Below are 22,524 nucleotides of genomic sequence, written 5' to 3' on the forward strand. Positions count from 1 at the left end.
CTCAGCGCTTTTTGTGCAAGACTGGAAATGTGAGCGTCTGGCCATCCCGCGCCGCAAAAGCGCCGGAAAATCTGTCCTTGGCCAGTTTCTCCATCTCGTCCAGCTCATCGTCGGTGCGTGCCGGATCGTGGTGAAACAGCGCAAGCCCGCGCGCGCCGGCCGCCTCGCAGAGCTTGACGCCCTGTTGCCATGTCGAGTGCCCGTTGCCGCGGTAGCGGTCCATTTCCTCCTCGGTGTAGGTGCAATCGTAAATGACGAGGTCGGCATTCTCGATCAGGCCGAGCACCGCCTGGTCGAGTTTGCCCGGCTCGTGCTCGGTGTCTGTGATGACCGCCACGACGCGGCCCCCCCATTCGACCCGGTAGCCGATGCAGCCGCCCGGATGGGTAAGACTACCGGTTCGTACAACAACTCCTTCGCGTGGCCGAAGCAGGTCTCCGGATGCGAAATCGCGGCAGTCGAGGCTCGCCTTGCAGACACCGAGTGTCACCGGAAACCATGGCGGCCGAATGAATTCATCGACCATCTGCCGCGTCGTCATGCGTCCAGCGAGATGCCCGGACCAAAGCGTAACTTTGATGCCTCGTTCATAAATAGGCTTGAAAGCCGGCAGCCCGATGACGTGGTCGTAGTGGCAATGGGTGAAAAACAGGTCGAAATCGGTGACGCCCGCCGCCCGAAGCGTCCTGCCGGCAGGCCGCAAGCCGGAGCCCGCGTCGAACAGAAGCGTATGCTTGCCGCATTGCATCTCGATGCAGATCGTGTTGCCGCCATAGCGAGCAAATTCTGGCCCCGACACCGCAATGCTGCCGCGCACGCCCCAAAACCTGACAAGGAAGAAATCGTCGTCCATGCACCCTTTCGCCCATCGTAGCCAACCAACTGCTGCCAGAGTCGTTCCAGGAAAGGTGTGACACGGTTCCGGAAACTGCATCAAAACTAAGAAACAGAGCGGCTCGCCGTTTCAGTGTAACTGTGAATCGCTCTCGGCCGTTCGTGCGTCGATCAGGTCCGCGGTCGTACTGCTTAGCCGATCGGCAAGAACCCGCAATATTTCGATGGTCATTTCGGGAAACTCCTTCATAAGCCTCAGGAAATGGTCCTTGCGGATTCTCAAGGCCTCCAGCTCACTTGCCGCTTTGACGGTGGCAGTACGGGAGCTGTTGCACAATATGGCAATCTCGCCAACGATCGAATTTGGCAGCAATTCGGCAACTTTGATCGGCCCATTGTCGGAATCGACCAGAATATCCGCGCTGCCCGAAAGGATGACATAGGCGGCGTCTGCCTCGTCGCCCTGCCGGAAAAGAATCTGGCCGGCACTGTAGTTCACGCGATCGGACGTGAACGCGAGCAGCTTGAGCTTTGTCGGCTCGATGCCAGAGAACAAGGGAACGCGTTGCAGCATTCCAACTTCATCCTTGAGCAGCATTGTCGCAAACCTTCCTGAATTCGCGTTTGCCAGACTATGACACAAGTTCCTTGAAGATACCGTTTCCCGCCAAGAGTGTCTCGTGTGTTCCGTCTTCCACCAATTGGCCTGAGTCAAAGACCACAACCCGATCGAACATCGCCGCCATTGCCGGATTCGTCACCACCCACACAATTGCCGGCGAATGGCCGTCGCGTCTGGCTTCGTCGAGCACATTTCGCAGCACCTTGTCCTGCACGCGCTGGTCGAGCGCCGACAGCGGCCGATTGAGAATGAGGAAATCGGGACGCTTGAGCAAGGCGCGGGCAACATCGAGCTTCTGTCGCTGTCCGCCGGTCAGCCGCCTGCCGGCGGCGCCGACGTTGAAGTCCAGGCCGACATCCAGAAGCTCGGCATAAAGCCCCAGTTCGTCAAGAATATCATAGACGATGGAGCGAATGCGGTCCGGCGCGTCGGGATGGTTGTTGCCGACACGCCCGAACAGGACGTTGTCCATGACGGTGGCCGCGGCGATGTATTTGGCAGGGTCAAACCGTTCGACAGCTTTCTCCAGCTCGGCCGGCAGGTTTTCATAGAACTGGTTGCGTGCAGCGATGATCTTGCTCATCAGCTCGTCGGTCAACAGGCCGAAGCGATGCCGGGGCTCGATATAGGCAAAGCTTAAGGTGACCATCATGGCGCGGTCGTTCTCCGAAACCGCATCGTAGGGGCGATTCTTGAGCCGTTGCAGCAAGGTTTCGTAGGCGGGTATCTCCTCGGCGCTCATGAAGGCGAGCTGCTGGAAGAACTGGTGTTCGGGCGGCAGGTCGGCAAACAGCTCGATCGCCTGTTCGGCGATCTCCATGCCCATTTCGTAGAGCGTGCGGTCGAGGCCGGCTTGCTTCAGCACGGAAGCAAAATAGGGATTGGACGCCAGTGCCTTGTGAGCCAGTTCGGGGCCGGCCGCAGCGCCGAAGAGCAGGTTCTGGCCGATCGTCGCTTCCTTGTTGTAGGCGCCCGGTTCAAAAGGAACCACCAGCGCGCTCAGGCCTTCTTCCTCCAACCGGGTTCGCAGCGCCGCACGCAATTCGACGATCCGCCCGGCAAGCTTCGTGTGGCGCTTGAGGTCGGCCGAAGAGCGCAAGCCTAGATCCAGAATGTCGCGCGACAGAAGAACCGCGTCGAGCACCCGGCGCACGGCTTCAAAGAGGTCGTGCGGGCCGGTGGCGCCGGCGGAGGCATAGTTGATCCAGTCGCTGCGGATATCGAGATCCGGATTGCCCGACCGGCGCGCCTCGTCGATATTCCAACGGTGCTGGTCCGCCGCGGCGCCGTCATATGTCACCGATGTCAGCGGCGCATGCTTCAACCCGTAGAGCAAATTGTCGCGCAGGCTTGCCTGGAACAGGAAAACATCCGACGAAGCGTAGGACATGCGCCGGCCGGTCACGGCTTCGGGGAGATCGAGCAAGTCATCGGAGCCCGAAACGATCCTTCCGCTGTCCGGCCAGGTCAGCCGCGCAAAGGCTTCCGCAAGCGCCTCCGCTCCCCCTGTTGCGGTGCTGACCAGCGCCACCGTCTCACCCGGCTTGACCTCGAGCGAGATGCGATTGAGGAGCATTGCGCCGCCATCGTCTGCTATCGACAGGCTGACCGCCGACAGCGGCTTGGTCATCGGATCGGGATCGTCGACCGTCAGTGCTCCGATTTCCGGCGCGATGATATTCTCGACGGTGAACTGTTCGACGACCTGCTGATATTTGACCTGGACATCCTGCCGGTCCTGATCCCAGTCGATCAGTTCCTTCATCGGTCCGGGCAAGTCCTTGTAAGCGCCGATCACGGCCACGAGCTGGCCGACATCCAACCGCCCCTGGATGACCAGATAGCCACCGATCATGTAAAACAGAAAGGGCGTGAGCTGCGCGAGAAAATTGTTGAGGAACTTTACCATGAATTTCCATTGGTAAAGATCGAAGCGGATTTTGAAGATGAGCCCGAGCCGGGCTGCTATGTCGGCGCGCTCGTAGTTCGACGTATCGTGGACGTGAACCGCGCCGATGCCGTCGACGATTTCGCCAACCCGGCCTGAAAGCGCGCGCGCCGTCAACTGCCGCTGGCGCCCGAGCACGAGCAGCCGCCGCCGCATTCGCGGGATAAGCACGATCTGGATCGCCACGATCACGACCGCTATCATTCCGAGCCAGACGTTCTGGACCATGATGAACAGCATGGCCGTCAGCGCCTGGCCGCCGAGCAGCACCGGCTGCAGGAAGGCATCGCCAATGAAGCCGCCCAGCGGCTCCACCTCGTCCTTCACCATGGTCGCCACTTCGGCGGATTTCACCCGCTTGAAGTAAACCGGCGGAAACCGCAGCACACGATCGACCAGATCGAAACGAATACGCCGCAGCATGCGTTCGCCGAGCCGGCCCTTGTAAGTGTTGATGTAGAGCTTGAACAAGCCGTTGATGACGACCAGCAAGAGGAACACAAGGCTGAGCGCAAGCAGGGTCGAGGTGCGGTCCAGTTGAAAACCGGAGAAGAACTGGACCTCGCCGATGAACGGCAGGTTATAGTGCAACCGCATGAATGGCAGGGTCGCGCCCGGTTGCTCGAACCCCTTGCCCTGGATCGGGCCGTTGACGATCAGCTTCGGCAGGTCGAACGACATGAAATACGGGACCATCGAAAGCACGACGATCATCAATATCCAGAGCTGCTGCTTCCTGGTGTGCGTCCAGATATAGCGGGCTAGGCTGGTTTCCATATGCGATTGTCAGTTTGAAGGATGCGGAATGTAAAGGCACCTGCTGGCAAATGGTGTATCGGCCATGTCTTCGCCGCCAACGACGAGCTCAAAGCGGCAGCTGCGCGCCAAGCGGATGGGCGCCGATGGTCCGGACAAATTCAATCGGCCTCCTCCGGGCAATGGCGAAACGGCTTGCGGCACAGTCGCGTCCGCAAGTCGAACAGGCAAGAGGCAAGATTGCGTTGTGTCGCCCGAAATCCCAACATAGAAGACGAATATGATGGATGTCACGCAACCACGCAATGCCGGCATGGGTGGGCATGAGCAAGCCCTGGACCTCACGCGGGGAATTGCCGCCTACGTCGACCACCCTCTCGTGGCCGGGCTGGCGCGCGTCATCGCCAAGCATCCGCAGGCCAATATCGCGAACGCCTTCAACCACAAGCAGGTCGCCTGCAAGATGTGGGCGCTCGACAGGCTGTTCGAAAGCGACGGCGGCGGGTTCGAACGCATATGGGTTCTGGGTGGATGGTACGGCGTATTGCCGGCGATGCTTTTCAACGACGCCCGCTTCGACATCGGGGCGATCGACAGCATCGACATCGATCCCGAAGTCGGCGCGGTCGCCCGGACACTCAACCGGCAAGCCGGCGAGCGGTTTCAAGCACTGACGGCAGATATGTACGCACTCGACTATGGCGCCGGCCGACCCGACCTGGTGGTCAATACGAGCTGCGAACACATAGCCGATCTCAGCGCCTGGCTTGCCCTGCTTCCGCGGGGTACGAACGTGCTGCTGCAGTCGAACGACTATTTCAGCGAGCCGACGCACATCAACTGCGTGGCGTCACTTGCAGCCTTCGAAGCAATGGCGGCGCTGCGGCAGATCAGGTTCTCCGGCGAATTGCCGACAAAAAATTATACACGCTTCATGCTGATTGGAACTGTTTGAAGCGCTCGCGCAGGATTTGCGCCGATCGCCGCGCCCCTTCCAGATCGAGACGATGCGCGGCTGGCGGCGGTCCCGCAAGCGCCTGCTCGATCGCATGCGCCAGACCTTCAGGCGTCAGGTCCTGTTCCGTCAGCACCGTTGCAAGACCGAGCTCTTCGAGCATCAGAGCGCGACGCGTCTGCTCGGTTTCCCCGCCGGCTGCAAATGGAACGAGCAGCGAGCGACACCCCGCGCGCATGACATCGCAGACCGTGTTGTAACCCGCCTGCGAGACCGACAGGCGGGCGCCGGTCAGCAGGCTGGCGAAATCCTCGCGGAACCGGAAGATGGACAGGCGTGGGGAGGCATCGCGTGAAATCGCGTCAAACTCGTCCTTCGGCAGGTTTGGGCCGGTGATCAAACACCATGTCCAGGCGTTATCGGCATTTCGCGCCGCCGCGACGGTGGATCTGACAAGGCTCTTTCCGGCCGCCCCGCCGCCAACCGACACCAGAACGTCGAAGCGCTCTGAGGCCGCTTGCGTCGGCGGCGCGGCAACGAGCCCGGTGTAGGCGACCTCGGCCCTGATCGCCCCAGCCAGCGGAAATGTCTTGTCGATGGTTGCGAAAGCCGGATCGCCATGGACCATGACAAGATCGAAATGCCTGTTGACGATATCGACCGTTTCTTCGTTTCGGCTCGGCTTCACGCGCTCCTGAAGGATGTCGCGGACGGACGCCGCCAGCAGCGGTCTGGGCGATGTCGCTTCGATGGCCTCGATCAGTGGCAAGAGTTCGAAACGCATCTGCCGGCGTCCAAAGGGAAACGCCTCGATAATGACGATGTCGGGCCTGTAATCCCGGAAAGCCTGCAGCAGCATCTCTGAGCGCCGCGTCTTGAAATCATCGTCGACGGCTTTGCCCTGCAGGTCGACAAGTCCGGAAAATCCTTCGTCACCGGAGGTGACAGGCGGCAGGGTCACGGATTTTACACCCGATCCCGGAAATCCCGCGATCGGCGCTCCGCCGGTCACGACGGTGACGTCGAACCCGTCATCGACCAGAGCCGCCGCAATGCGGCTGGCGCGCGCGAGATGGCCGATGCCGAGCAGGTGCTGAACATAGAAGAAAGCGCGCAGCCGCTTCATTCGGCGGCCCGCCACTCCCGCTCGAACAGTTCCTTGAGCTGTCCAATGCCTGCCACATGATCGAAATTGCTTCGCACGCGCCGCTCCGCGGCGTCGCCGAGGCGGACGCGCAGGACGGGATCGCGGATCAGGCGCTCCAGCGCCTGTGCCAGGGCAGTCGGGTTTTCCGAGGGAATCAGCAGCCCGGTTTCATCCGACGATAAAAGCTCCGGCACGCCGGAAATATCGGTCGACACGCAGGCAAGCCGCTGGCTGGCCGCCTCCACCAGAACATTCGGCAGGCCGTCCCGGTCGCCATCCGCGGTGATCCTGCAGGCCAAAGCGAAGATGTCGGCGCTGCGGTAGTGCTCAAGCACCTCCTCCTGCGCCAGCGCGCCTTTCCAGGAGACGCGCCCCTCCAGTCCGAGCCTTTGCGCCAGCGCCTTCAGCCGTTTCAGTTCCTCGCCGCCACCGATATGCTCGAAACACCACGCCAGATCGCCAGGCAAGAGGGCAAGAGCCTCCAGCAACGTATCATAGCCCTTCTTTTCAACGGCGCGTCCGACACTCAAGATCATGACCGGTTCGGCCGGCGCCGAGCCGTCACGCTGTTTTCGCGCCTCGCCGAAACTGCCGAAGCGGTCAAGGTCGAGCCCATGATAGCTCAGATGCACGGACGAACTGCCGTTGGCGAGTTTTTTCAGATGGTCGAAGCCGGTTTTCGTGCACGTGACCGTCCAGCGCGCCGAGGAAAGCTTGCCGGCCAGATCCCAGTCCGCCGACGTCCAGATGTCCTTGGCATGGGCTGAGCAGCTCCAGGGCAAGCCACGAAGCTGGCTGGCATAGCGCGTCACCGATGCCGGCGTGTGCGCGAAATGGGCATGCAGCCATCCGGCATCTTGCGGCCATTCGGCCGCCAGCACCAGCGCTTGCCCGAAGCGCCGCGCGCGATTGCGGGTAAAGTCGCGGCGGATATCGGCAGCGAGCGATTTGAGCGCGCGCCAGAAGCCAGGCCGCGGCAGACAGGCAAACAGCGATCGAACCACGCGCAGCGGCTCTCTGTGCAGATATTCCGGCAGATAATGGACGGGGGCCTTGATCTCGTCATGCACGGGATGACGTTTTGCGTCGGTCGGCCGCCTGAGCGCGAAAAGTATCAGGTCGAACCCCGCACGCTCGAGACCGAGCAGTTCCTGTGCGATGAAGGTTTCCGACAGCCGCGGATAGCCCTTCAGAACCACGACGATCTTGCGGTGTTGCAACTCAGTTCATGCCTTCAATGACCGAAAGGTGATGGCCGGCCCGGCGGTCGAGCAGTTCCGCGACGATTTCGGAAATATGAGGCAGCCCTTCCAGAGTCAGATGCGCATTGCTCTGCGATGGGCGGGGCCGGCCCGGCAAAACCTGCAGCACATCGGCAAACCGCTGGGCATCCTCGGCCTCCTCGGGCAAAAGCATCTCGATGAGGCCGAGTTCGGCTGCGCGCCGTGCCCGGATCAGCTGTTCCTCGCGCGGCGTGACGCGCGGCACGATCAGCGCCGGCTTGTCGAAAGACAATATCTCGCAATAGGTGTTGTAACCGCCCATCGCCACCACCGCCTTGGCGCCGGCAATCAGCTCTTCCATGCGGTTGTCGAATTCGATGATCTTGACATAGGGGATCTTGGCCCCTTTCCTGACCAGCTTGTTGCGCTTGCGCGCCGGCATGTAGGGCCCAAGCACGATCAGCGCCCTGTGCTGCAATCGCGGATCCTGCTGATAGGCCTCGATGACGTTGTGGATCAGGTCGGCGCCGTCACCACCGCCACCGGTGGTAACCAGGATATAGTCGCCCTCGGGCCGGTGGCCGGGCAACTGGTTCTGCTGCAGGCTCCGTTGCAGGAAACCGACGAACTTCATCTTTGCCCTGACCGCCGGCGGCACGTCCAGGCCGGTCAACGGATCGTGGAAATCCGGCGGGCCATAGACCCAGACCTTGTCGTAGAACAGGCCGATCTTGCGCATCACATCCCTGCGTGCCCACTCCGCTTCGAGCAAATGCGGCGCGTCCATCACCTCGCGCAGGCCAAGCACGAGCGTGGTGCCCCGCGTCTTGAGGTAGGACAGCGTATCCTCGATCTCTCCGCGCAGCCCCAGCGGTTCCTTGTCAACGATGAAGATATCCGGCCGGAAGCTCTCGGCTGTGTGGCGAATAATCGACTGCCGCATCCTGAGCGTCTCATGCAGATCGATGTCCTTTTCCAGCGAGGTGTATTCGCCGTTGCGTAGCTTGATGACGCTGGGGATCTTCACGAAGTCGACGCGGGCGCGGTAGTCGAAGGCGCCGGCGATGGTCGCACCCGAAATGATTAGCACCTGAAGTCCGCGGAAATCCCCGACCAGCGAATGAGCGATCGTTCGGCAACGCTGCAAATGGCCGAGCCCGAACGTGTCGTGGCTGTACATGAGAATTCGTGCGTCTTTTGCGTGCTGTGTCATTTTGAACGTCTTTTAGAATTCTCGCCGGACCGTGGGCAACCCCGCAGGCTTCGAAACCATTCTCGCGGGTCTATCGACCTGTTTTGAAACATGGGGGCGAGAGGTACGCAACGGCAATCTTCACCAGGTCACGAATGCCAGGGGCGCTGATTGTGGCGCCATGCCTTGTCTTCGCCGACGATAGACGGCCCGAGCACAAATCTCTGTCATGAGGCTTGACCCCGTGGAATTAAATGCCCTGCGGCCTGAGGCAGGCAAAGCGCACATTGCGAAAAATCAAGGGCGACCAAGGCGAAACGAGGCTGCCGCACATTGTGAGGAGAACCCGCACCTTGGGAAAATGCTTCATAATCCATCGAAACACAACGGCCGCCAGAGGCCGCACGTTGCGGCCTTTTATCCTGCCATCAGCCTTGGCCTGTGGCAAGCGTCCGGTCCTTGCACCGTTGAAGCTGGTGCAATCTCGCGTCATGCCGGCTTCCTCCGTCATGTGGAGGATAGCTGCGGCCCCAATGAGATTCGTCAGCCAGGCGACCCATTCGCCAGTTCCGCCCAAAGCTTTGCGCGAACACGCCGGCCGGAAGGACGGCTACGCCAACCTTGCCCTTGTCGTCCTCGGCGTTGCCAGCAGCAGACTTGTCTCGCTGCCGGTTATCCCCGGGATGAGCCGTATCCGCCTAAGCACCGCGTCGAAATCGGTGAGCGACGCCGTTCCGAGTTCGACCACCAGGTCCCAGCGGCCATTGGTGGTGTGAATGGTCGAAACCTCGGCGAGGCCGCCGAGCGCCCGGACCACGCGGTCGGCAGCATGGCCCTCGATCTCGATCATCATCACGCCGCGTATCCGCTGGTCGACCGCGTCGGCGCGCAGCACCACCGTGTAGCCGATGATCTCGCCCGTTTTTTCCAGCCGCTCCATGCGCGCCCTGACCGTGGCGCGCGACACCCCGAGATCGACCGCGAGATCGGAGATGCTGCGCCGGGCATCATGCCTGAGCAGCGTGACCAGCCTTTCGTCAAGCAAGTCCATGATTCTATCCACTTTGACCGAAGCGACTTATCGGAATGATAAATCATTCTTCTCGAAATGCCAATTTCGCCTGTTCAAACTGCCGGTCCAGGATGGTTCATTCCACGCATCAATTGCCCAATCAATTTGCAAGGACACCAAAAACCATGCGCTGCAGGATCGTTGGCGCGCCGGTACAGGACGGCGCCGGCAGGATGGGATGCGAGATGGGGCCAAGCGCGCTGCGCACGGCCGGGCTTGTCTCGGTGCTGTCGGAACTCGGCCATCAGGTCGAGGACTGGGGCGCGGTGCAACCGGCCGCAGTGCGCGCACTCGTCCATGGCAATCTCGCGCTGAAGGCCCTGCCGGAGATTTCCGCCTGGACGGCGGCAATTGCCGAGACCGCCTATGCGGCTTCGCGGGACGCCATGCCGATCTTCCTTGGCGGCGACCACGCGATATCGGCCGGCACGATGTCGGGCATAGCCCGCCGGGCGGCCGAACGCGACCGGCCGCTCTTCGTGCTGTGGCTCGATGCGCATCCGGATTTCCACACGCTCGATACCACCGTCAGCGGCAATCTGCACGGCGTGCCGCTCGCCTATGCCAGCGGCCGGCCGGGCTTCAACGGTTATTTCCCCGACCTGCCCGTCGCCGTCGATCCCGCCCACATCTGCGTCATGGGCCTGCGCAGCGTCGATCCGGCGGAGCGCCGGGCGCTGAGCGAAGCGGGCGTGACCGTGCACGACATGCGCACCATTGACGAGCACGGCGTCGCACCTTTGCTGCGCGCCTTCCTGGCCATCGTCGAAAAGGAAAACGGCCTGCTGCATGTCAGCCTCGACGTCGACTTCCTCGACCCCTCCATCGCGCCGGCCGTCGGCACCACCGTGCCCGGCGGCGCCACCTTCCGCGAGGCGCATCTGGTGATGGAGATGCTGTCCGACAGCGGCCTGGTCTCCAGCCTTGATCTGGTCGAGCTCAACCCGTTCCTCGACGAGCGCGGCCGCACCGCCACTCTGATGGTCGACCTCGCCGCCAGCCTGATGGGCCGCCGCATCATGGACCGCCCGACCCGCAGCCATTCCGGAAGCATTGCATGACCCAGCCTTCCCGCCTTGCCATCGTCCCCTTCGTCAGCGTCGACCGCATGATGAAGCTGGTGCTGACCATCGGCGTCGAGCGGTTCCTCACCGAACTCGCCGCCTATATCGAGGAGGATTTTCGCCGCTGGGAGCTGTTCGACAAGACGCCGCGCATCGCCTCGCACAGCCATGACGGCGTCATCGAGCTGATGCCGACCAGCGACGGCCGGCTATACGGCTTCAAATATGTCAACGGCCATCCCAAGAACATGCGCGAGGGGCGCCAGACCGTCACCGCCTTCGGCGTGCTCGCCGATGTCGGCTCCGGCTATCCGATGCTGCTCACCGAAATGACGATCCTGACGGCGCTGCGCACCGCGGCCACCTCCGCGGTCGCTGCCAAATATCTGGCGCCCAGGGGCGCGCGCTCGATGGCCATCATCGGCAATGGCGCCCAGTCCGAGTTCCAGGCTGTCGCCTTCAAAGCGCTGCTCGGCATCGACCGGCTGCGGCTCTACGACATCGACCGTTCCGCTTCGGAAAAATGCGCCCGCAACCTCGCCGGCAAAGGCTTTGACGTCACCATCTGCACAACGGGCCAGGATGCTGTGGAAGGAGTCGACATCATCACCACGGTGACCGCCGACAAGCTGTCCGCCACCATTCTGACCGACAACATGGTCGGTTCCGGCGTGCACATCAACGCGGTCGGCGGCGACTGCCCCGGCAAGACGGAACTGCACCGCGACATCCTGCTTCGCTCCGACATCTTCGTCGAGTTCCCGCCGCAGACGCGCATCGAGGGCGAAATCCAGCAGCTCCACGCCGACCATCCGGTGACCGAGTTGTGGCAGGTGATGACCGGCAAGGCGGAAGGCCGCAAGACGGCGGAACAGATCACCCTGTTCGATTCCGTCGGCTTCGCCACCGAGGATTTTTCCGCGCTGCGCTATATCAGAGACCAGCTTCAGGCCACCGGCCTCTACGAGGAGCTCGACCTGCTCGCCGATCCCGACGAGCCGCGCGACCTCTTCGGCATGCTGCTCAGGGCAGCGCTGCAGCCGGCAGCCGCCTGAGGGGCTTCAGCCGCGCAACGGCGCGCAGCTCTCCCGTTCGACGAGCACCGGGGTGAGCACTTCGCGGCGCGAATGCGCCGCCGGCTCGGCAACCCGCTCGATCAGCAGGCTCACCGCCCGCGTGCCGATCTTCTCGACCGGCTGTGCGATCGTCGTCAGTGGCGGCCAGGTGGTGACGGCATAGGGTATGTCGTCGAAGCCGATCATCGACATGTCGCCTGGGACCCGCAATCCGCGCCCGCGCAGCACTGTCAGCGCCCCCATGGCCATCAGATCGTTACAGGCAAACAGCGCCGTGATCCCCGGCTCCTGCGCCATCAGCCGCTCCATCGCCGTGCGACCGCCGGCGAAGTGATAGTCGGAATCCACCACCGAGGCCGGCGGCAGGTCGAGGCCGGCTTCCTGCAGCGCCCTGGCGAAGCCGCGCAGGCGGGCGGGGCTGGAGCTGGAATCGCGCGGGCCGCCGATGACGCCGATCTTCTCGTGGCCGAGCCCGGCCAGATAGCGGCCGGCGAGATAGCCGCCATGATCGTGATCGACCAGCACGGAATCGACATTGACCGAATGGATCTCGCGGTCGATCAGCACCGCCGGCACGCCGGGCAGAAGGCTGGAGAACACCCGCGCATGATCCGATGAGCCGGCGAAGATCAGCCCGTCGATCTGCTTGGCCATCAGCACCTGGAGGTAGCGCTCCTCCTTCTCGGCGCTGCCGTCGGAGTTGCACAGGATCACAGTATAGCCGGCAAGGAAGCCGGCATCCTCGATCTGGCGCGCCACGCCGGCGAAGAACGGGTTGGAATTGTCCGGCAGCAGCAGGCCGATGGTCTTGGTCTCGCCGCGCCTCAGGCTGCGCGCCAGCGTGTTCGGACTGTAGCGCAAGGCGGCGATGGCCGAATGGACGCGCTCGGCCGTCTCAGGCTCGACATGGCGCGTGCGGTTCATCACATGCGAGACGGTTGCGACCGACACTCCGGCATGGCGCGCGACATCGGCAATCGTCGTCATTTCTTGTCCCCTAGTGCATGTCGCCCGGAGTGTCCGGCGGATCTGGGAAAATGACATCCATAAAATAAAAACCAAAAAGCGCGACGCGCTTTATCGGATCACCCTCAACAGCTTTTCCCGATAGGCGTCCAGGATGACGGCAAGCACAATGACAAGGCCTAGCACGATCGGCTTGAAATTGTCGCCGACGCCGAGCAGCTCGTAGCGAACGCCGGCGATCGGGCCACCGATGGTGAGACGCAACAGATAGAGTATGGCGAGAATGCCGGCGCGTTCTCCCTTCCGCCGGAGCGCTGTATCCTTCTCAGCCCAGTGATTCCCGCAGACAGGAAACCTTCATGAATGGCCTGACACCCATACTTTCCACCGTGACCGCCTCGTTCCTTGCCTCCTTCGTCGAAGTGGTCGAGGCCTTCACCATCGTGCTGGCGGTCGGCGTCACCCGCAGCTGGCGGCCAGCGCTGATCGGCGCGGCGCTGGCGCTGGCGGTGCTGGCGGCTCTGGTGCTGGCCTTCGGACCGCTGCTGGCGCTGGTTCCCATTACGGTGCTGCAGTTCGTCGTCGGCGTGCTCCTGGTCCTGTTTGGCATGCGCTGGTTGAGAAAGGCCATTTTGCGCAGTGTCGGCGTCATCGCCCTGCATGACGAGGAAGCAGCCTTTTCCAAGGAAACCGCCGCTTTGCAGCAGCAGGCCAATGACCGCCGCGCCGATTATCTGGCCGGGCTCGCAGCCTTCAAGGCGGTGCTGCTCGAAGGCGTCGAGGTGGTGTTCATCGTCATCGCCGTCGGCGCCGCGCATGCACAGACCTTCTATGCCAGCCTTGGCGCGTTAGCGGCCTTCGTCCTGGTAACGATCATCGGTCTTGCGGTGCACAGGCCGCTGGCGCGGGTGCCGGAAAACGCGCTCAAATTCGCCGTCGGCCTGATGTTGACAAGCTTCGGCATTTTCTGGACCGGCGAAGGCCTGGGCGCCGACTGGCCGGGCGCCGATCTGGCGCTGCTGGCCATCTTCGCAATCATCGCCGTCGCGTGCTTCGCCATGGTGCGCTGGTTGCGCGCCAGCTACCCCAAGGCTGCACAAGGAGTTGCTCCATGAACGTCGTCCGCCTCATTCTAAAGGAGCTCGTCGGCATGTTCATCGACGACGGCAGCCTTGCGACGCTGGCGCTGCTGTTGATCGTGGCGATTGCCGCGGCAGTGAAGCTGCTGGCGTTGCCGCCGCTTGCCGGCGGCGTCCTGCTTCTGCCCGGCTGCCTCGTCATCCTGCTCTACAGCGTGCGCCGCGCTGCACGGCGCTCCGGTCAGTAGAGGGTGAAAAACACCGGCAGCATGCCGCTGATCCGCAACTGCTCAATCGTCTCGATGGCCGGGAACAGCGCCAGGAAATAGAGCCCGTCCGTGAATGTCCGCCGCAACGCCTTTGTCGAGAACCGGCGTTCGGCTTGATCGTGAAACAGCAGCGGGTTCGGCCAGAAAGGCGGCGTGCGTTCGGCATAGACGCTGTAGGCGGGGCCGAACTTTCCAAACAGGAACTCGGCTTCCTTGCGCGCCGTCACCCGGAACACCAGGTAGCTCACCAGAGCCAGCGCCGCCGCCACCAGCACCGAGCCGTACATCAACCCGACGCCCGCCGCGCCGACCGTGGAAAAGAAGTAGAGCGGGTTCCGGCTCATCGAGAACGGGCCGATGGTGACCAGCTCGTCGTTCTTCCTGCCGCCGACATAGAGAATGCTCCACAGACGGCCAAGGAAGCAGACCAGCACGAAGCCGATGCCCAGCGCCTCGATGTATTCGTGCCCGTCCGAGCCTTCGACGAGAAAGGGCTTGGTGAACAGCAACAGCATGACGGCGAGGGCTGCCGCCACTTGTATGACGAGCAGGCGCTTGTGCTGGTCGAACGCCTTCGCTGCCGGCTTGGGGGGAGCGTAGCTCATCATAGTTCCTGCTATCCGGCAGGGCTCATAGCGCCGGTGTCTCGCCACCCACTAGCGCTTCCGTGCGGCGATGGCGAGGCAACCGGCAGGAATTTCAGCCATTCTTACGAATTTGTAAGCGGGCGGACAGATTGCGGCGAGGTCGCCTGCCCATAGTCCTTGTGCCGGCCACGTGCCGGACATCGTTTCATCACCGCCTGGATATCGGCGCAAGACAGGAACACCAGCATGAAAAAGCTAACCCTCGCTTTCTCGCTCTGCGCCATTGCCATCGCCAACCCGGTCTTTTCAGCCGCTTCCGCTGCGACGCCTTGCGAAGACGCTCTGAAGGACCTGCGCGCGGCGGAAGCCTTGGCGGCGCTGAGCGCCGCGGACAAGACAAAAGTATCCGATCTCGAGGCCAAAGGCGTCGAGCGCTGCAATGCCGACGACGACAAGCGCGCCGACGACTTCTTCGCGCAGGCCATGAAGATCATGGGGAAGTAAGACCAAGCCTCGCCGCACGTACCGGGGAATAGGCCCGTCCCCGCCGAAACGACAAGGATCCCATCATGCTCTTGTCTGCAAGCACTGCACCCGCCGCACTGGCATCACCCAACAGGGTCCCTGATGTCACCGTCGAATTCTGGCTAATCAAGCTTTTGGCGGTCACCATGGGCGAGACGGCGGCCGACTATCTGGCCGTCAATCTTGGCTTCGGACTGACCGTCACCTCGCTGATCATGACCGGCATCCTTGTCGTCGCGCTGGCGCTGCAATTCGCGCAGAAGCGTTATGTGCCATGGGCCTATTGGCTGGCGGTGGTGCTGATCAGCGTCGTCGGCACCTTGATCACCGACAATCTGGTCGACAATTTGGGCGTCCGTCTGCAAACCACCACGATTGCCTTCACGGTCTTGCTCGCCGCGACATTCGCGGTCTGGTACGCCAGCGAAAGAACGCTCTCCATCCATACGATCGTCACCACCAGGCGCGAGATCTTCTACTGGCTGGCGATCCTGTTCACCTTTTCGCTCGGCACCGCGGCCGGCGACCTTGTCGCCGAGACGTTCGACATTGGCTATCTCACGACTGGCTTCTTGTTCGGCGCGGTCATCGTCTTCATCGCCCTCGGCTATTTCGCCTTCGGCCTCGACGCCATCCTCGCCTTCTGGCTGGCCTACATCCTGACGCGGCCGCTTGGCGCCTCGTTCGGCGACCTGCTGTCGCAGCCGGTCGAATATGGCGGCCTCGGCTTCGGCACCACCTTCACCAGCATGATCTTCCTGGGCTGCATCGTCGCCCTCGTTCTCTATATGAGTCTGAAGAAGGGCACCGGCGAAGCCGACAAAATCCTGCTTGAATCGGAGTAGATGCAAGCACCTGCACGCCCGCCTGACGCGACGAGAACGCGCCAAAACGTCAATGGATCCCTGCCGTGGGTCGCCCTGGGCAGCTATCGCGCTCACCTCATGGACGGAAGAATGAACTCCAGGAAATCCGGTTATAGCGGCCTCCAAATTAGCCTGCATTGGATGATAGCGGCGCTTGTCCTGTTCCAGCTCCTGTTCGGCGAAAACATGACAATCTATGTCGATGCGGCAGCGGACAGACGCCAACTGTCGTCCTACGGGCAGACCATGGGGTCCGCCCATTACTGGGTCGGCCTGGCGATCCTGTTGCTGGTGTTCGTGCGACTGGCCGTCCGCCTCTTCATCGGTGCGCCCAAGCCGCAATCCACAATGCCGAAATGGATGGCTTTCGCCTCACGCACAACGCATGCGCTGTTCTATGGCCTTCTCGTTGCCGCTCCTGTTTCCGGGCTTCTGGCCTTTTATGTTTGGAGCTGGATGGGCGATGTCCATACTTGGGCAAAGCCGGTATTCATCGTTCTGATCTGCATTCATGCCGGTGCGGCACTCTTCCATCATTTTATTCTGAAAGGCGCCGTGCTGCGCAGGATGCTTGTCCCTGCGCGCGATCCGGTCGGATGACACTTATGGACATGTGCAACGACCACGAGCGACCAGGCGCCGGCGGATATTCTAGGAACGGACCGCCGCCGGTGCTAGCATGCCGCTCTGGCAAAGCCTCGGCAACAGACCGGAACAGAGATGCGACTTCTCCTTGTTGAGGATGACCCCAGGACCGCAGACTATGTCGTCAAGGGCCTGAGCGAAGCCGGGCATGTCTGCGATCTGCTGCGCGACGGGCATGACGCGCTGTTTGCCGCGACACGCGACGCCTATGACGTGATCGTCGTCGACCGCATGCTGCCCGGCCTCGACGGCCTGTCGATGATCAAGGCGGTGCGGGCGGCGGGCGTGCGCACGCCGGCGATCTTTCTGACCTCGGTCGGCGGCGTCGACGACAGGGTTGAAGGGCTCGAGGCCGGCGGCGACGACTATCTCGTCAAGCCATTCGCCTTTTCCGAACTGCTCGCCCGCATCAACGCGCTCGGCCGTCGCCCTGCGGTGCAGGAGCTGAAGACGACGCTGCGCATCGCAGACCTCGAAATGGACCTGATCCAGCGCCGCGTCACCAGGCAGGGCCAGGCGATCGACCTGCAGCCGCGCGAATTCAGCCTGCTCGAAGTGCTGATGCGCGGCGAGGGCCGCGTCATCACCCGCACCATGCTTCTGGAACGGGTCTGGGATTTTCACTTCGACCCCAAGACCAGCGTCGTCGAAACCCATATCAGCCGGCTGCGCGCCAAGATCGACAGGCCGTTCGAAACCGCGTTGATCCACACCGTGCGCAACACTGGCTACAGTGTTCACGACTGAGGCGCGGCATGACAGAAACTTGCCATGACTGAAGCTTGCCATGACTGAAACGCACTATGACTGAGACAGGCTCTCGCCTGCTGCGCAGCACGCCGTTTCGGCTGGCCCTGACCTTCGCCTTGCTGTTCGTGCTCGCCTTCATCCTGTCAGGCGCCATCGTCTACCAGCTGATGAGCGCGGATCTTGCCGAGCAGCTCGACCAGTCGGTCAAGGAGACTTATTCGGTCGTGGCGGTGACCTATGCCGGAAACGACCGGGAGGATCTGGTTTCGGCAGTCGACAGCCACGCCGCGCTCAGCCCGAGCAAGGAACAGCTGTTCTCGCTCACCGATCCCGCCGGCAATCGCCTGGCCGGGAATTTCACCGCCGCCGACCTTCCCGATGGCTTTTCGGATTTTGCCGCTTCCCTGCCAGGCGTTGCGCCGGACACTATGTACCGCGCCTGGACCGGTTCGGTCGGGCCCAACAGCCTGACAATCGCCTTCTCGCTCTCCGAAACCGAGGAGCTGGAACGCATCGTTTTGATGAGCTTCGGCTGGGCCACCCTGATCATTTCAGGGCTGGCGGTGGCTGGCGGCGCCTTGCTGGCGTCGCGTGTGCAGCGTCGCCTCGACGGCATTGCCACCACCATGGACGATGTCTCCAACGGCCGGCTCGACGCCCGCATTCCACTGCTCGGCAATGGCGACGACATTGACGGCGTCTCGCGCCAGGTCAACGCCGCGCTGGAGCGGCTGGCGGCGCTGGTGGACGGCATGCGCCAGGTCAGCGCCGACATCGCGCATGATCTGAAGACGCCGCTCAACCGGCTGCAGATGATTTTGGAAGCTGCGGCCGACAGGACCGCGCGGGGTGAGGCCGTTGCCGATGAGCTGGCGGAGGCACGTGGGGAAAGCCTGCAGATCAACGATACTTTCGATGCGCTGTTGCGTATTGCCCAGATCGAGGCCGGCGCCCGCAAGTCGCGCTTTGTCGATCTCGACCTCACCGGCGTCATCGATGCCATTGCCGAAATCTACGCCGGTGTCGCCGAGGATGACGGCAAGTCGCTGTCGGCCACGATCGTCCACGGCACCCCATGCCTGGTCCACGGCGACCGCGACCTGCTGACGCAATTGTTTGCCAATCTGGTTGAGAACGCGCTGCGGCATTGCCCCGATGGCACGGCAATCCTTCTATCGGTGCGGCGGCAAGGCGACCGCATTCTGGCTGAGGTCGCCGACAATGGCCCCGGCATCCCGGCGCAGGAGCGCGAAAAAGTGTTCCAGCGGCTCTACCGGCTGGACTCCAGCCGCACCACGCCCGGCAGCGGCCTGGGCCTCAGCCTTGTGCGGGCCATCGCCGACCTGCATGGTGCAACGATTGCGCTGGAGGATCGCCGGCCTGGGCTGGCGGTAATTGTCGGGTTTCCTCGGGCGGAGGGCACCGGTCCCGGCTTGAAATGACAACGCCAGAGCCAGGTCGACCCCACTCCGTCGAGCGAAGCAGCGACGGAGTGGGGGAAGGCGCTCATGAAACGCCAAGTCGCTGACAACTTTCTCCAAGTTGATGATCGCATCCGACAAAGGCGGTCGCGATTAGCCTTGCACATGTTTCCACCCGGAACGGCTGCGGGTTGATCAAGATGACCGTTGAACCTATCGGCCCACCGCACCCCGGCGAAAATCCGAGGGCGACATCCCTGCCAGCTTGCGGAAGGATTTGTTGAAGGCGCTGAGCGAGCCGAAGCCTGAATCCATGGCGACGCGCAGCACATTGGCGTCTTCATGCATCAGCAGCGCCTGCGCGTAGCTCAGCCGCAGCAGATTCATATATTCGTTGAGCGTCATGCCGGTCGATTTCTTGAAAATGCTCATGGCGTATTTGGGATGGATGTCGGCCGCCGCCGCGATGTCGACGCAGTCTATGTCGTAGAGGAAATTCTCGGCGATGAAGTCGCACATGCGACCGACATTGCGCAGCGATTGCTGGTCGAACGGGCCGCCGGGTTCCTGGCCGATGGCGGTTTCCGGCACCAGCCGGTAGGGCTCGAAGCGCACCCGCTCCAACCGCAGCAGCAGCTCGTTCACGGCGTGCTCGGTTATCGCCGCATCGCCCGAGCGGAAATAGCGGTTCCAGCGCTCGAAATTGTGATGGTCGGCCTGGTCGGTCGCCGATGTCACCAGCGTGGCGCCGGTCATCAGCCTGTGGCGGACATCCGTCGGCAGATGCAGGCGGAAGAAATGCACCAGCGGCAGATGCGCGCCGGCATAGATGGCGTCGTCGGAGAGATCGTCCATCTGGTGCGGCAGCCCGCCCCAGAACAGGCACATGTCGCCCGCCGTGAGCGCGATCTCGTGCTCGTTCATGCGGTAGTGCACGCTGCCGCGGACGATGAAATTGACCTCGACCTGGGCATGCCAGTGCGGCTTCAGCATCACCAGCGGATGGTTGTGAAACATCTGCAAAGCCATCGGCAGGCCTTCGACGCTGCTGGCGCCAGGCTGGTAAAACGGCCGTTCCGGCATCTTACTTTCCGCCCATCTTTTATTCCCGTTGTCAGGGACAAGCCTTCCGCGCCGCCTAGTCTAGCCATGCTCGCGAAGAGAGAGCAAATGAAATGGGAGGATTTCAATGCGCACGACACTGATCTGTGCCGCGCTGGCGCTTGGCCTGGGCTCAGCCCCGGCTTTGGCGCAGTCCGGCGAAATTACGATCTGGAGCTGGAATATCGCCGCTTCGTCGCTGAAGGCGACGGTGGCCGGCTTCAACAAGCAGCATCCCAACGTCAAGGTCACCGTTCAGGATCTCGGCAACCAGCCGACCTATGACAAGTCGATCGCCGGCTGCGCGGCCGGCGGCGTCGGCCTGCCCGATATCGTCTCGATCGAAAACGGCGAGGCCGAGAATTACTGGAGCCAGTTCCCCGATTGCTTCGTCGATTTGCACACGCTGGGCTACACCGCCGACGACCAGAAGAAATTCCCGGACTTCAAGCGCACCGAACTGGAGGTCGGCGACAAGGCCTATGCCATGCCGTGGGATTCCGGCCCGGTAGCCGCCTTCTACCGCCGCGACTTCTACGAGAAGGCCGGCGTCGATCCGGCCTCAATCAAGACCTGGGACGATTTCATCGCCGCCGGCAAGAAGGTCCAGGCCGCCAATCCCGGCGTCACCATGACCAATGCCGATTTCAACGGCGACACCGAATTTTTCCGCATGATTTCCAACGAACAGGGCTGCGGCTATTTCGCCGCCGATGGGCAGTCGATCACCGTCAACCAGCCGAAATGCGTCGACACGCTGGCCAAGATCAAGGACATGAAGGACGCCGGCATCATCTCGTCGGCCGACTGGGGCACCAAGATCACCAACAACACCGCCGGCACCGTCGCCACCCAGGTCTATGGCGGCTGGTATGAGGGCACCATCCGCACCGAATCCGCCGGCGAAAACGGCAAATGGGGTGTCTATCTGATGCCGAGCCTGACCGCCGACGGCCCGCGCGCCGCCAATCTCGGAGGCTCGTCGCTCGCCATCACCTCAGCCTCGAAGAACAAGGAGGCCGCCTACGCCTATCTGAAATACACGCTCGAGACCAATGAAGGCCAGATCACCATGCTCAGGGATTTCGGCCTGGTGCCGTCACTGATCTCGGCCCTCGACGACCCCTACGTCTCGCAGGGCCTGCCCTATTGGGGCGGCCAGGCAGTGTGGAAGGACATTCTCGCCACGCTGCCCAAGGTGGTGCCGAGCCGCGGCACGCCGTTCCAGAGCGACGCCGAAATCATCATGCGCGCCGTGCAGACCAAATATCTCGGCGGCGGCTATCCCGATGCCAAGGCCGCCCTCGACGACGCCGCCAGCCAGATCGCTTCGGCGACGGGACTGCCGATCAAGTGACCAAGGCGGTGATGCTGGCGGGCCAGATATAGGGCAATTTGCCGGACTGTTGGCGCTGCCCCTCACCTGCCTGCCGGCATCCTCTCCCCGTATAGTGGCGGGGAAAGGGACGCTCTCGCCCAACAGTTCGCCAATTGCCGGCGGCGTCCGCCGGCTAACAACACGCCGGATATCAACCGGGAAAGAGGAAGGAGGAGGAAACCATGCGCTACCAGAACGCCACGGCCTATCGCTTCCTTACGCCCTACCTTCTGATCTTTGCCATCTTCTGGGTGTGGCCGATCATCTCCTCGTTCATGATTTCCTTCCAGGCGACGCGCACGGTGCCCTGGCGCTTTGCGCCGACGTTCAACTGGGGCCGCCTGATCGGCGACCCCGCTTTCTTCAACGCGCTGAAGAACACGCTGCTCATCCTCGTCATCCAGGTGCCGGTGATGATCTCGCTGGCGATCATCATGGCGGTGCTGCTGAACTCGCCGCTGCTGAAAGCACGTGGCCTCTACCGCTTTGCCTTCTTCGCTCCGGTGGTGGTCGGCGAGGTCGCCTATTCCGCCGTGTTCCGGCTGATGTTCAACCTGGATTTCGGCATCATCAACAAGCTCCTCGCCGGCGTCGGCCTGGCCAAGATCGACTGGTTCTCCAACGTCACACCGGCCATGGCGCTGATCATGATCGCGGTAACCTGGCGCTGGGCCGGCTACAACGCCATCATCCTGCTCGCCGGCCTGCAGTCGATCCCCGAGGACGTCTATGAAGCAGCGACGCTCGACCGCGTCAGCAAGCTCAAGCAGTTCTTCTACATAACGCTGCCGCTGCTCAAGCCGGTCATCGTGTTTTGCGCCGTGCTGTCGATCATCGGCACGATGCAGCTGTTCACCGAGCCGTTCCTGATCACGGAGCGCGGCGGCCCCGGCGGCGGCACCGAGACGCTTGGCCTGCTGCTCTACCGCCAGGGTTTTCGCTCGCTCAATTTCGGCTACGCCTCGGCCGTCGCCTACACCATGGCGGGGCTGGCAATCGCCATCACGCTGGTGCAGCTGTGGCTGACACGAGAGCCGAAATGAGAGGG

General features: G+C 62.5%; 22 protein-coding genes and 1 pseudogene. 12 read left to right on the forward strand and 11 right to left on the reverse strand.

Features of this window, described 5'->3' with window-relative positions:
* Position 1: 1 nt before the first annotated feature.
* The 3 genes from X728_RS150005 to X728_RS149995 form a co-directional block, all read right to left on the reverse strand.
* On the reverse strand, positions 2 to 853 hold the full coding sequence (locus X728_RS150005) for an MBL fold metallo-hydrolase (protein ID WP_023831907.1): 852 nt from the start codon (positions 851 to 853) through the stop codon (positions 2 to 4).
* 111 nt (positions 854 to 964) lie between these two features.
* The gene (locus X728_RS150000; protein WP_023672144.1) at positions 965 to 1,432 is read right to left on the reverse strand and encodes a cyclic nucleotide-binding domain-containing protein; all 468 of its coding nucleotides are present in this window, start codon (positions 1,430 to 1,432) and stop codon (positions 965 to 967) included.
* A gap of 34 nt (positions 1,433 to 1,466) precedes the next feature.
* Positions 1,467 to 4,181: an ABC transporter ATP-binding protein gene (locus X728_RS149995; RefSeq protein ID WP_023710306.1), complete on the reverse strand. Its 2,715-nt coding sequence runs from the start codon at positions 4,179 to 4,181 to the stop codon at positions 1,467 to 1,469.
* A gap of 262 nt (positions 4,182 to 4,443) precedes the next feature.
* On the opposite strand from X728_RS149995, the gene X728_RS149990 reads away from it, so the two are divergent.
* Positions 4,444 to 5,115 carry a class I SAM-dependent methyltransferase gene (locus X728_RS149990; protein ID WP_081732427.1) on the forward strand — a complete coding sequence of 224 codons (672 nt, stop codon included), beginning with the start codon at positions 4,444 to 4,446 and terminating at the stop codon, positions 5,113 to 5,115.
* On the opposite strand, the gene X728_RS149985 is transcribed toward X728_RS149990, so the two are convergent.
* The 4 genes from X728_RS149985 to X728_RS149965 all read right to left on the reverse strand — a co-directional run bounded on the left by X728_RS149985 (position 5,093) and on the right by X728_RS149965 (position 9,728).
* Positions 5,093 to 6,241: a glycosyltransferase family protein gene (locus X728_RS149985; RefSeq protein ID WP_023687621.1), complete on the reverse strand. Its 1,149-nt coding sequence runs from the start codon at positions 6,239 to 6,241 to the stop codon at positions 5,093 to 5,095. The genes X728_RS149990 and X728_RS149985 overlap by 23 nt on opposite strands.
* On the reverse strand, positions 6,238 to 7,482 hold the full coding sequence (locus tag X728_RS149980) for a glycosyltransferase (protein WP_023687620.1): 1,245 nt from the start codon (positions 7,480 to 7,482) through the stop codon (positions 6,238 to 6,240). Before X728_RS149980 ends, X728_RS149985 begins: the two co-directional genes overlap by 4 nt.
* A gap of 1 nt (position 7,483) precedes the next feature.
* Positions 7,484 to 8,698, reverse strand: coding sequence for a glycosyltransferase family protein (locus X728_RS149975; RefSeq protein WP_023831908.1), 1,215 nt, complete (start codon positions 8,696 to 8,698; stop codon positions 7,484 to 7,486).
* Positions 8,699 to 9,287: 589 nt separating this feature from the next.
* Positions 9,288 to 9,728 carry an Lrp/AsnC family transcriptional regulator gene (locus tag X728_RS149965; RefSeq protein ID WP_023685065.1) on the reverse strand — a complete coding sequence of 147 codons (441 nt, stop codon included), beginning with the start codon at positions 9,726 to 9,728 and terminating at the stop codon, positions 9,288 to 9,290.
* Between the two features lie 146 nt (positions 9,729 to 9,874).
* Here X728_RS149965 and rocF point away from each other — a divergent pair, with 146 nt between their 5' ends.
* Positions 9,875 to 10,810: an arginase gene (rocF, locus tag X728_RS149960; protein ID WP_023831909.1), complete on the forward strand. Its 936-nt coding sequence runs from the start codon at positions 9,875 to 9,877 to the stop codon at positions 10,808 to 10,810.
* Complete coding sequence (locus tag X728_RS149955; protein ID WP_023831910.1) at positions 10,807 to 11,868, forward strand: ornithine cyclodeaminase; 1,062 nt, start codon at positions 10,807 to 10,809, stop codon at positions 11,866 to 11,868. The genes rocF and X728_RS149955 overlap by 4 nt, the downstream gene beginning before the upstream one ends.
* A gap of 6 nt (positions 11,869 to 11,874) precedes the next feature.
* On the opposite strand, the gene X728_RS149950 is transcribed toward X728_RS149955, so the two are convergent.
* Together X728_RS149950 and X728_RS1000000169055 are read right to left on the reverse strand one after the other, a co-directional pair.
* Entirely contained in the window at positions 11,875 to 12,876 is a 1,002-nt protein-coding gene (locus X728_RS149950) for a LacI family DNA-binding transcriptional regulator (protein ID WP_023831911.1), read from the reverse strand.
* A gap of 90 nt (positions 12,877 to 12,966) precedes the next feature.
* Positions 12,967 to 13,146: pseudogene (locus tag X728_RS1000000169055) on the reverse strand (ABC transporter permease); the annotation flags it as partial.
* 68 nt (positions 13,147 to 13,214) lie between these two features.
* Between X728_RS1000000169055 and X728_RS149945 the strand changes: the two are divergent.
* Both X728_RS149945 and X728_RS149940 read left to right on the forward strand, forming a co-directional pair.
* On the forward strand, positions 13,215 to 13,970 hold the full coding sequence (locus X728_RS149945) for a COG4280 domain-containing protein (RefSeq protein WP_023831913.1): 756 nt from the start codon (positions 13,215 to 13,217) through the stop codon (positions 13,968 to 13,970).
* Complete coding sequence (locus tag X728_RS149940) at positions 13,967 to 14,182, forward strand: hypothetical protein (protein WP_023672157.1); 216 nt, start codon at positions 13,967 to 13,969, stop codon at positions 14,180 to 14,182. Before X728_RS149945 ends, X728_RS149940 begins: the two co-directional genes overlap by 4 nt.
* Here the strand turns inward: X728_RS149940 and X728_RS149935 are convergent.
* Positions 14,176 to 14,808: an isoprenylcysteine carboxylmethyltransferase family protein gene (locus X728_RS149935; RefSeq protein ID WP_023685059.1), complete on the reverse strand. Its 633-nt coding sequence runs from the start codon at positions 14,806 to 14,808 to the stop codon at positions 14,176 to 14,178. The two genes, X728_RS149940 and X728_RS149935, sit on opposite strands and share 7 nt — an antisense overlap.
* A 228-nt stretch (positions 14,809 to 15,036) precedes the next feature.
* On the opposite strand from X728_RS149935, the gene X728_RS149930 reads away from it, so the two are divergent.
* From X728_RS149930 to X728_RS149910, 5 genes are all read left to right on the forward strand, one after another.
* On the forward strand, positions 15,037 to 15,294 hold the full coding sequence (locus X728_RS149930) for a hypothetical protein (RefSeq protein ID WP_023685058.1): 258 nt from the start codon (positions 15,037 to 15,039) through the stop codon (positions 15,292 to 15,294).
* A 65-nt stretch (positions 15,295 to 15,359) separates the two neighbouring features.
* Positions 15,360 to 16,160: a membrane protein gene (locus tag X728_RS149925; RefSeq protein WP_031195614.1), complete on the forward strand. Its 801-nt coding sequence runs from the start codon at positions 15,360 to 15,362 to the stop codon at positions 16,158 to 16,160.
* The gene (locus tag X728_RS149920) at positions 16,161 to 16,781 is read left to right on the forward strand and encodes a cytochrome b/b6 domain-containing protein (protein WP_245266152.1); all 621 of its coding nucleotides are present in this window, start codon (positions 16,161 to 16,163) and stop codon (positions 16,779 to 16,781) included.
* A gap of 120 nt (positions 16,782 to 16,901) precedes the next feature.
* Entirely contained in the window at positions 16,902 to 17,573 is a 672-nt protein-coding gene (locus tag X728_RS149915) for a winged helix-turn-helix domain-containing protein (protein ID WP_023672160.1), read from the forward strand.
* A gap of 56 nt (positions 17,574 to 17,629) precedes the next feature.
* Positions 17,630 to 19,018: an ATP-binding protein gene (locus X728_RS149910; RefSeq protein WP_023692904.1), complete on the forward strand. Its 1,389-nt coding sequence runs from the start codon at positions 17,630 to 17,632 to the stop codon at positions 19,016 to 19,018.
* Between the two features lie 192 nt (positions 19,019 to 19,210).
* On the opposite strand, the gene X728_RS149905 is transcribed toward X728_RS149910, so the two are convergent.
* A complete protein-coding gene (locus X728_RS149905) occupies positions 19,211 to 20,080 on the reverse strand; it encodes a helix-turn-helix domain-containing protein (protein WP_023831916.1) in 870 nt (289 codons plus the stop codon).
* A 106-nt stretch (positions 20,081 to 20,186) separates the two neighbouring features.
* Between X728_RS149905 and X728_RS149900 the strand changes: the two genes are divergently transcribed.
* Together X728_RS149900 and X728_RS149895 are read left to right on the forward strand one after the other, a co-directional pair.
* On the forward strand, positions 20,187 to 21,455 hold the full coding sequence (locus tag X728_RS149900) for an ABC transporter substrate-binding protein (protein WP_023831917.1): 1,269 nt from the start codon (positions 20,187 to 20,189) through the stop codon (positions 21,453 to 21,455).
* A gap of 203 nt (positions 21,456 to 21,658) precedes the next feature.
* On the forward strand, positions 21,659 to 22,519 hold the full coding sequence (locus X728_RS149895) for a sugar ABC transporter permease (RefSeq protein WP_023672163.1): 861 nt from the start codon (positions 21,659 to 21,661) through the stop codon (positions 22,517 to 22,519).
* Positions 22,520 to 22,524 lie beyond the last annotated feature (5 nt).

The sequence above is a fragment of the Mesorhizobium sp. L103C119B0 genome (assembly GCF_000502235.1).
Classification (GTDB): Bacteria; Pseudomonadota; Alphaproteobacteria; order Rhizobiales; family Rhizobiaceae; genus Mesorhizobium.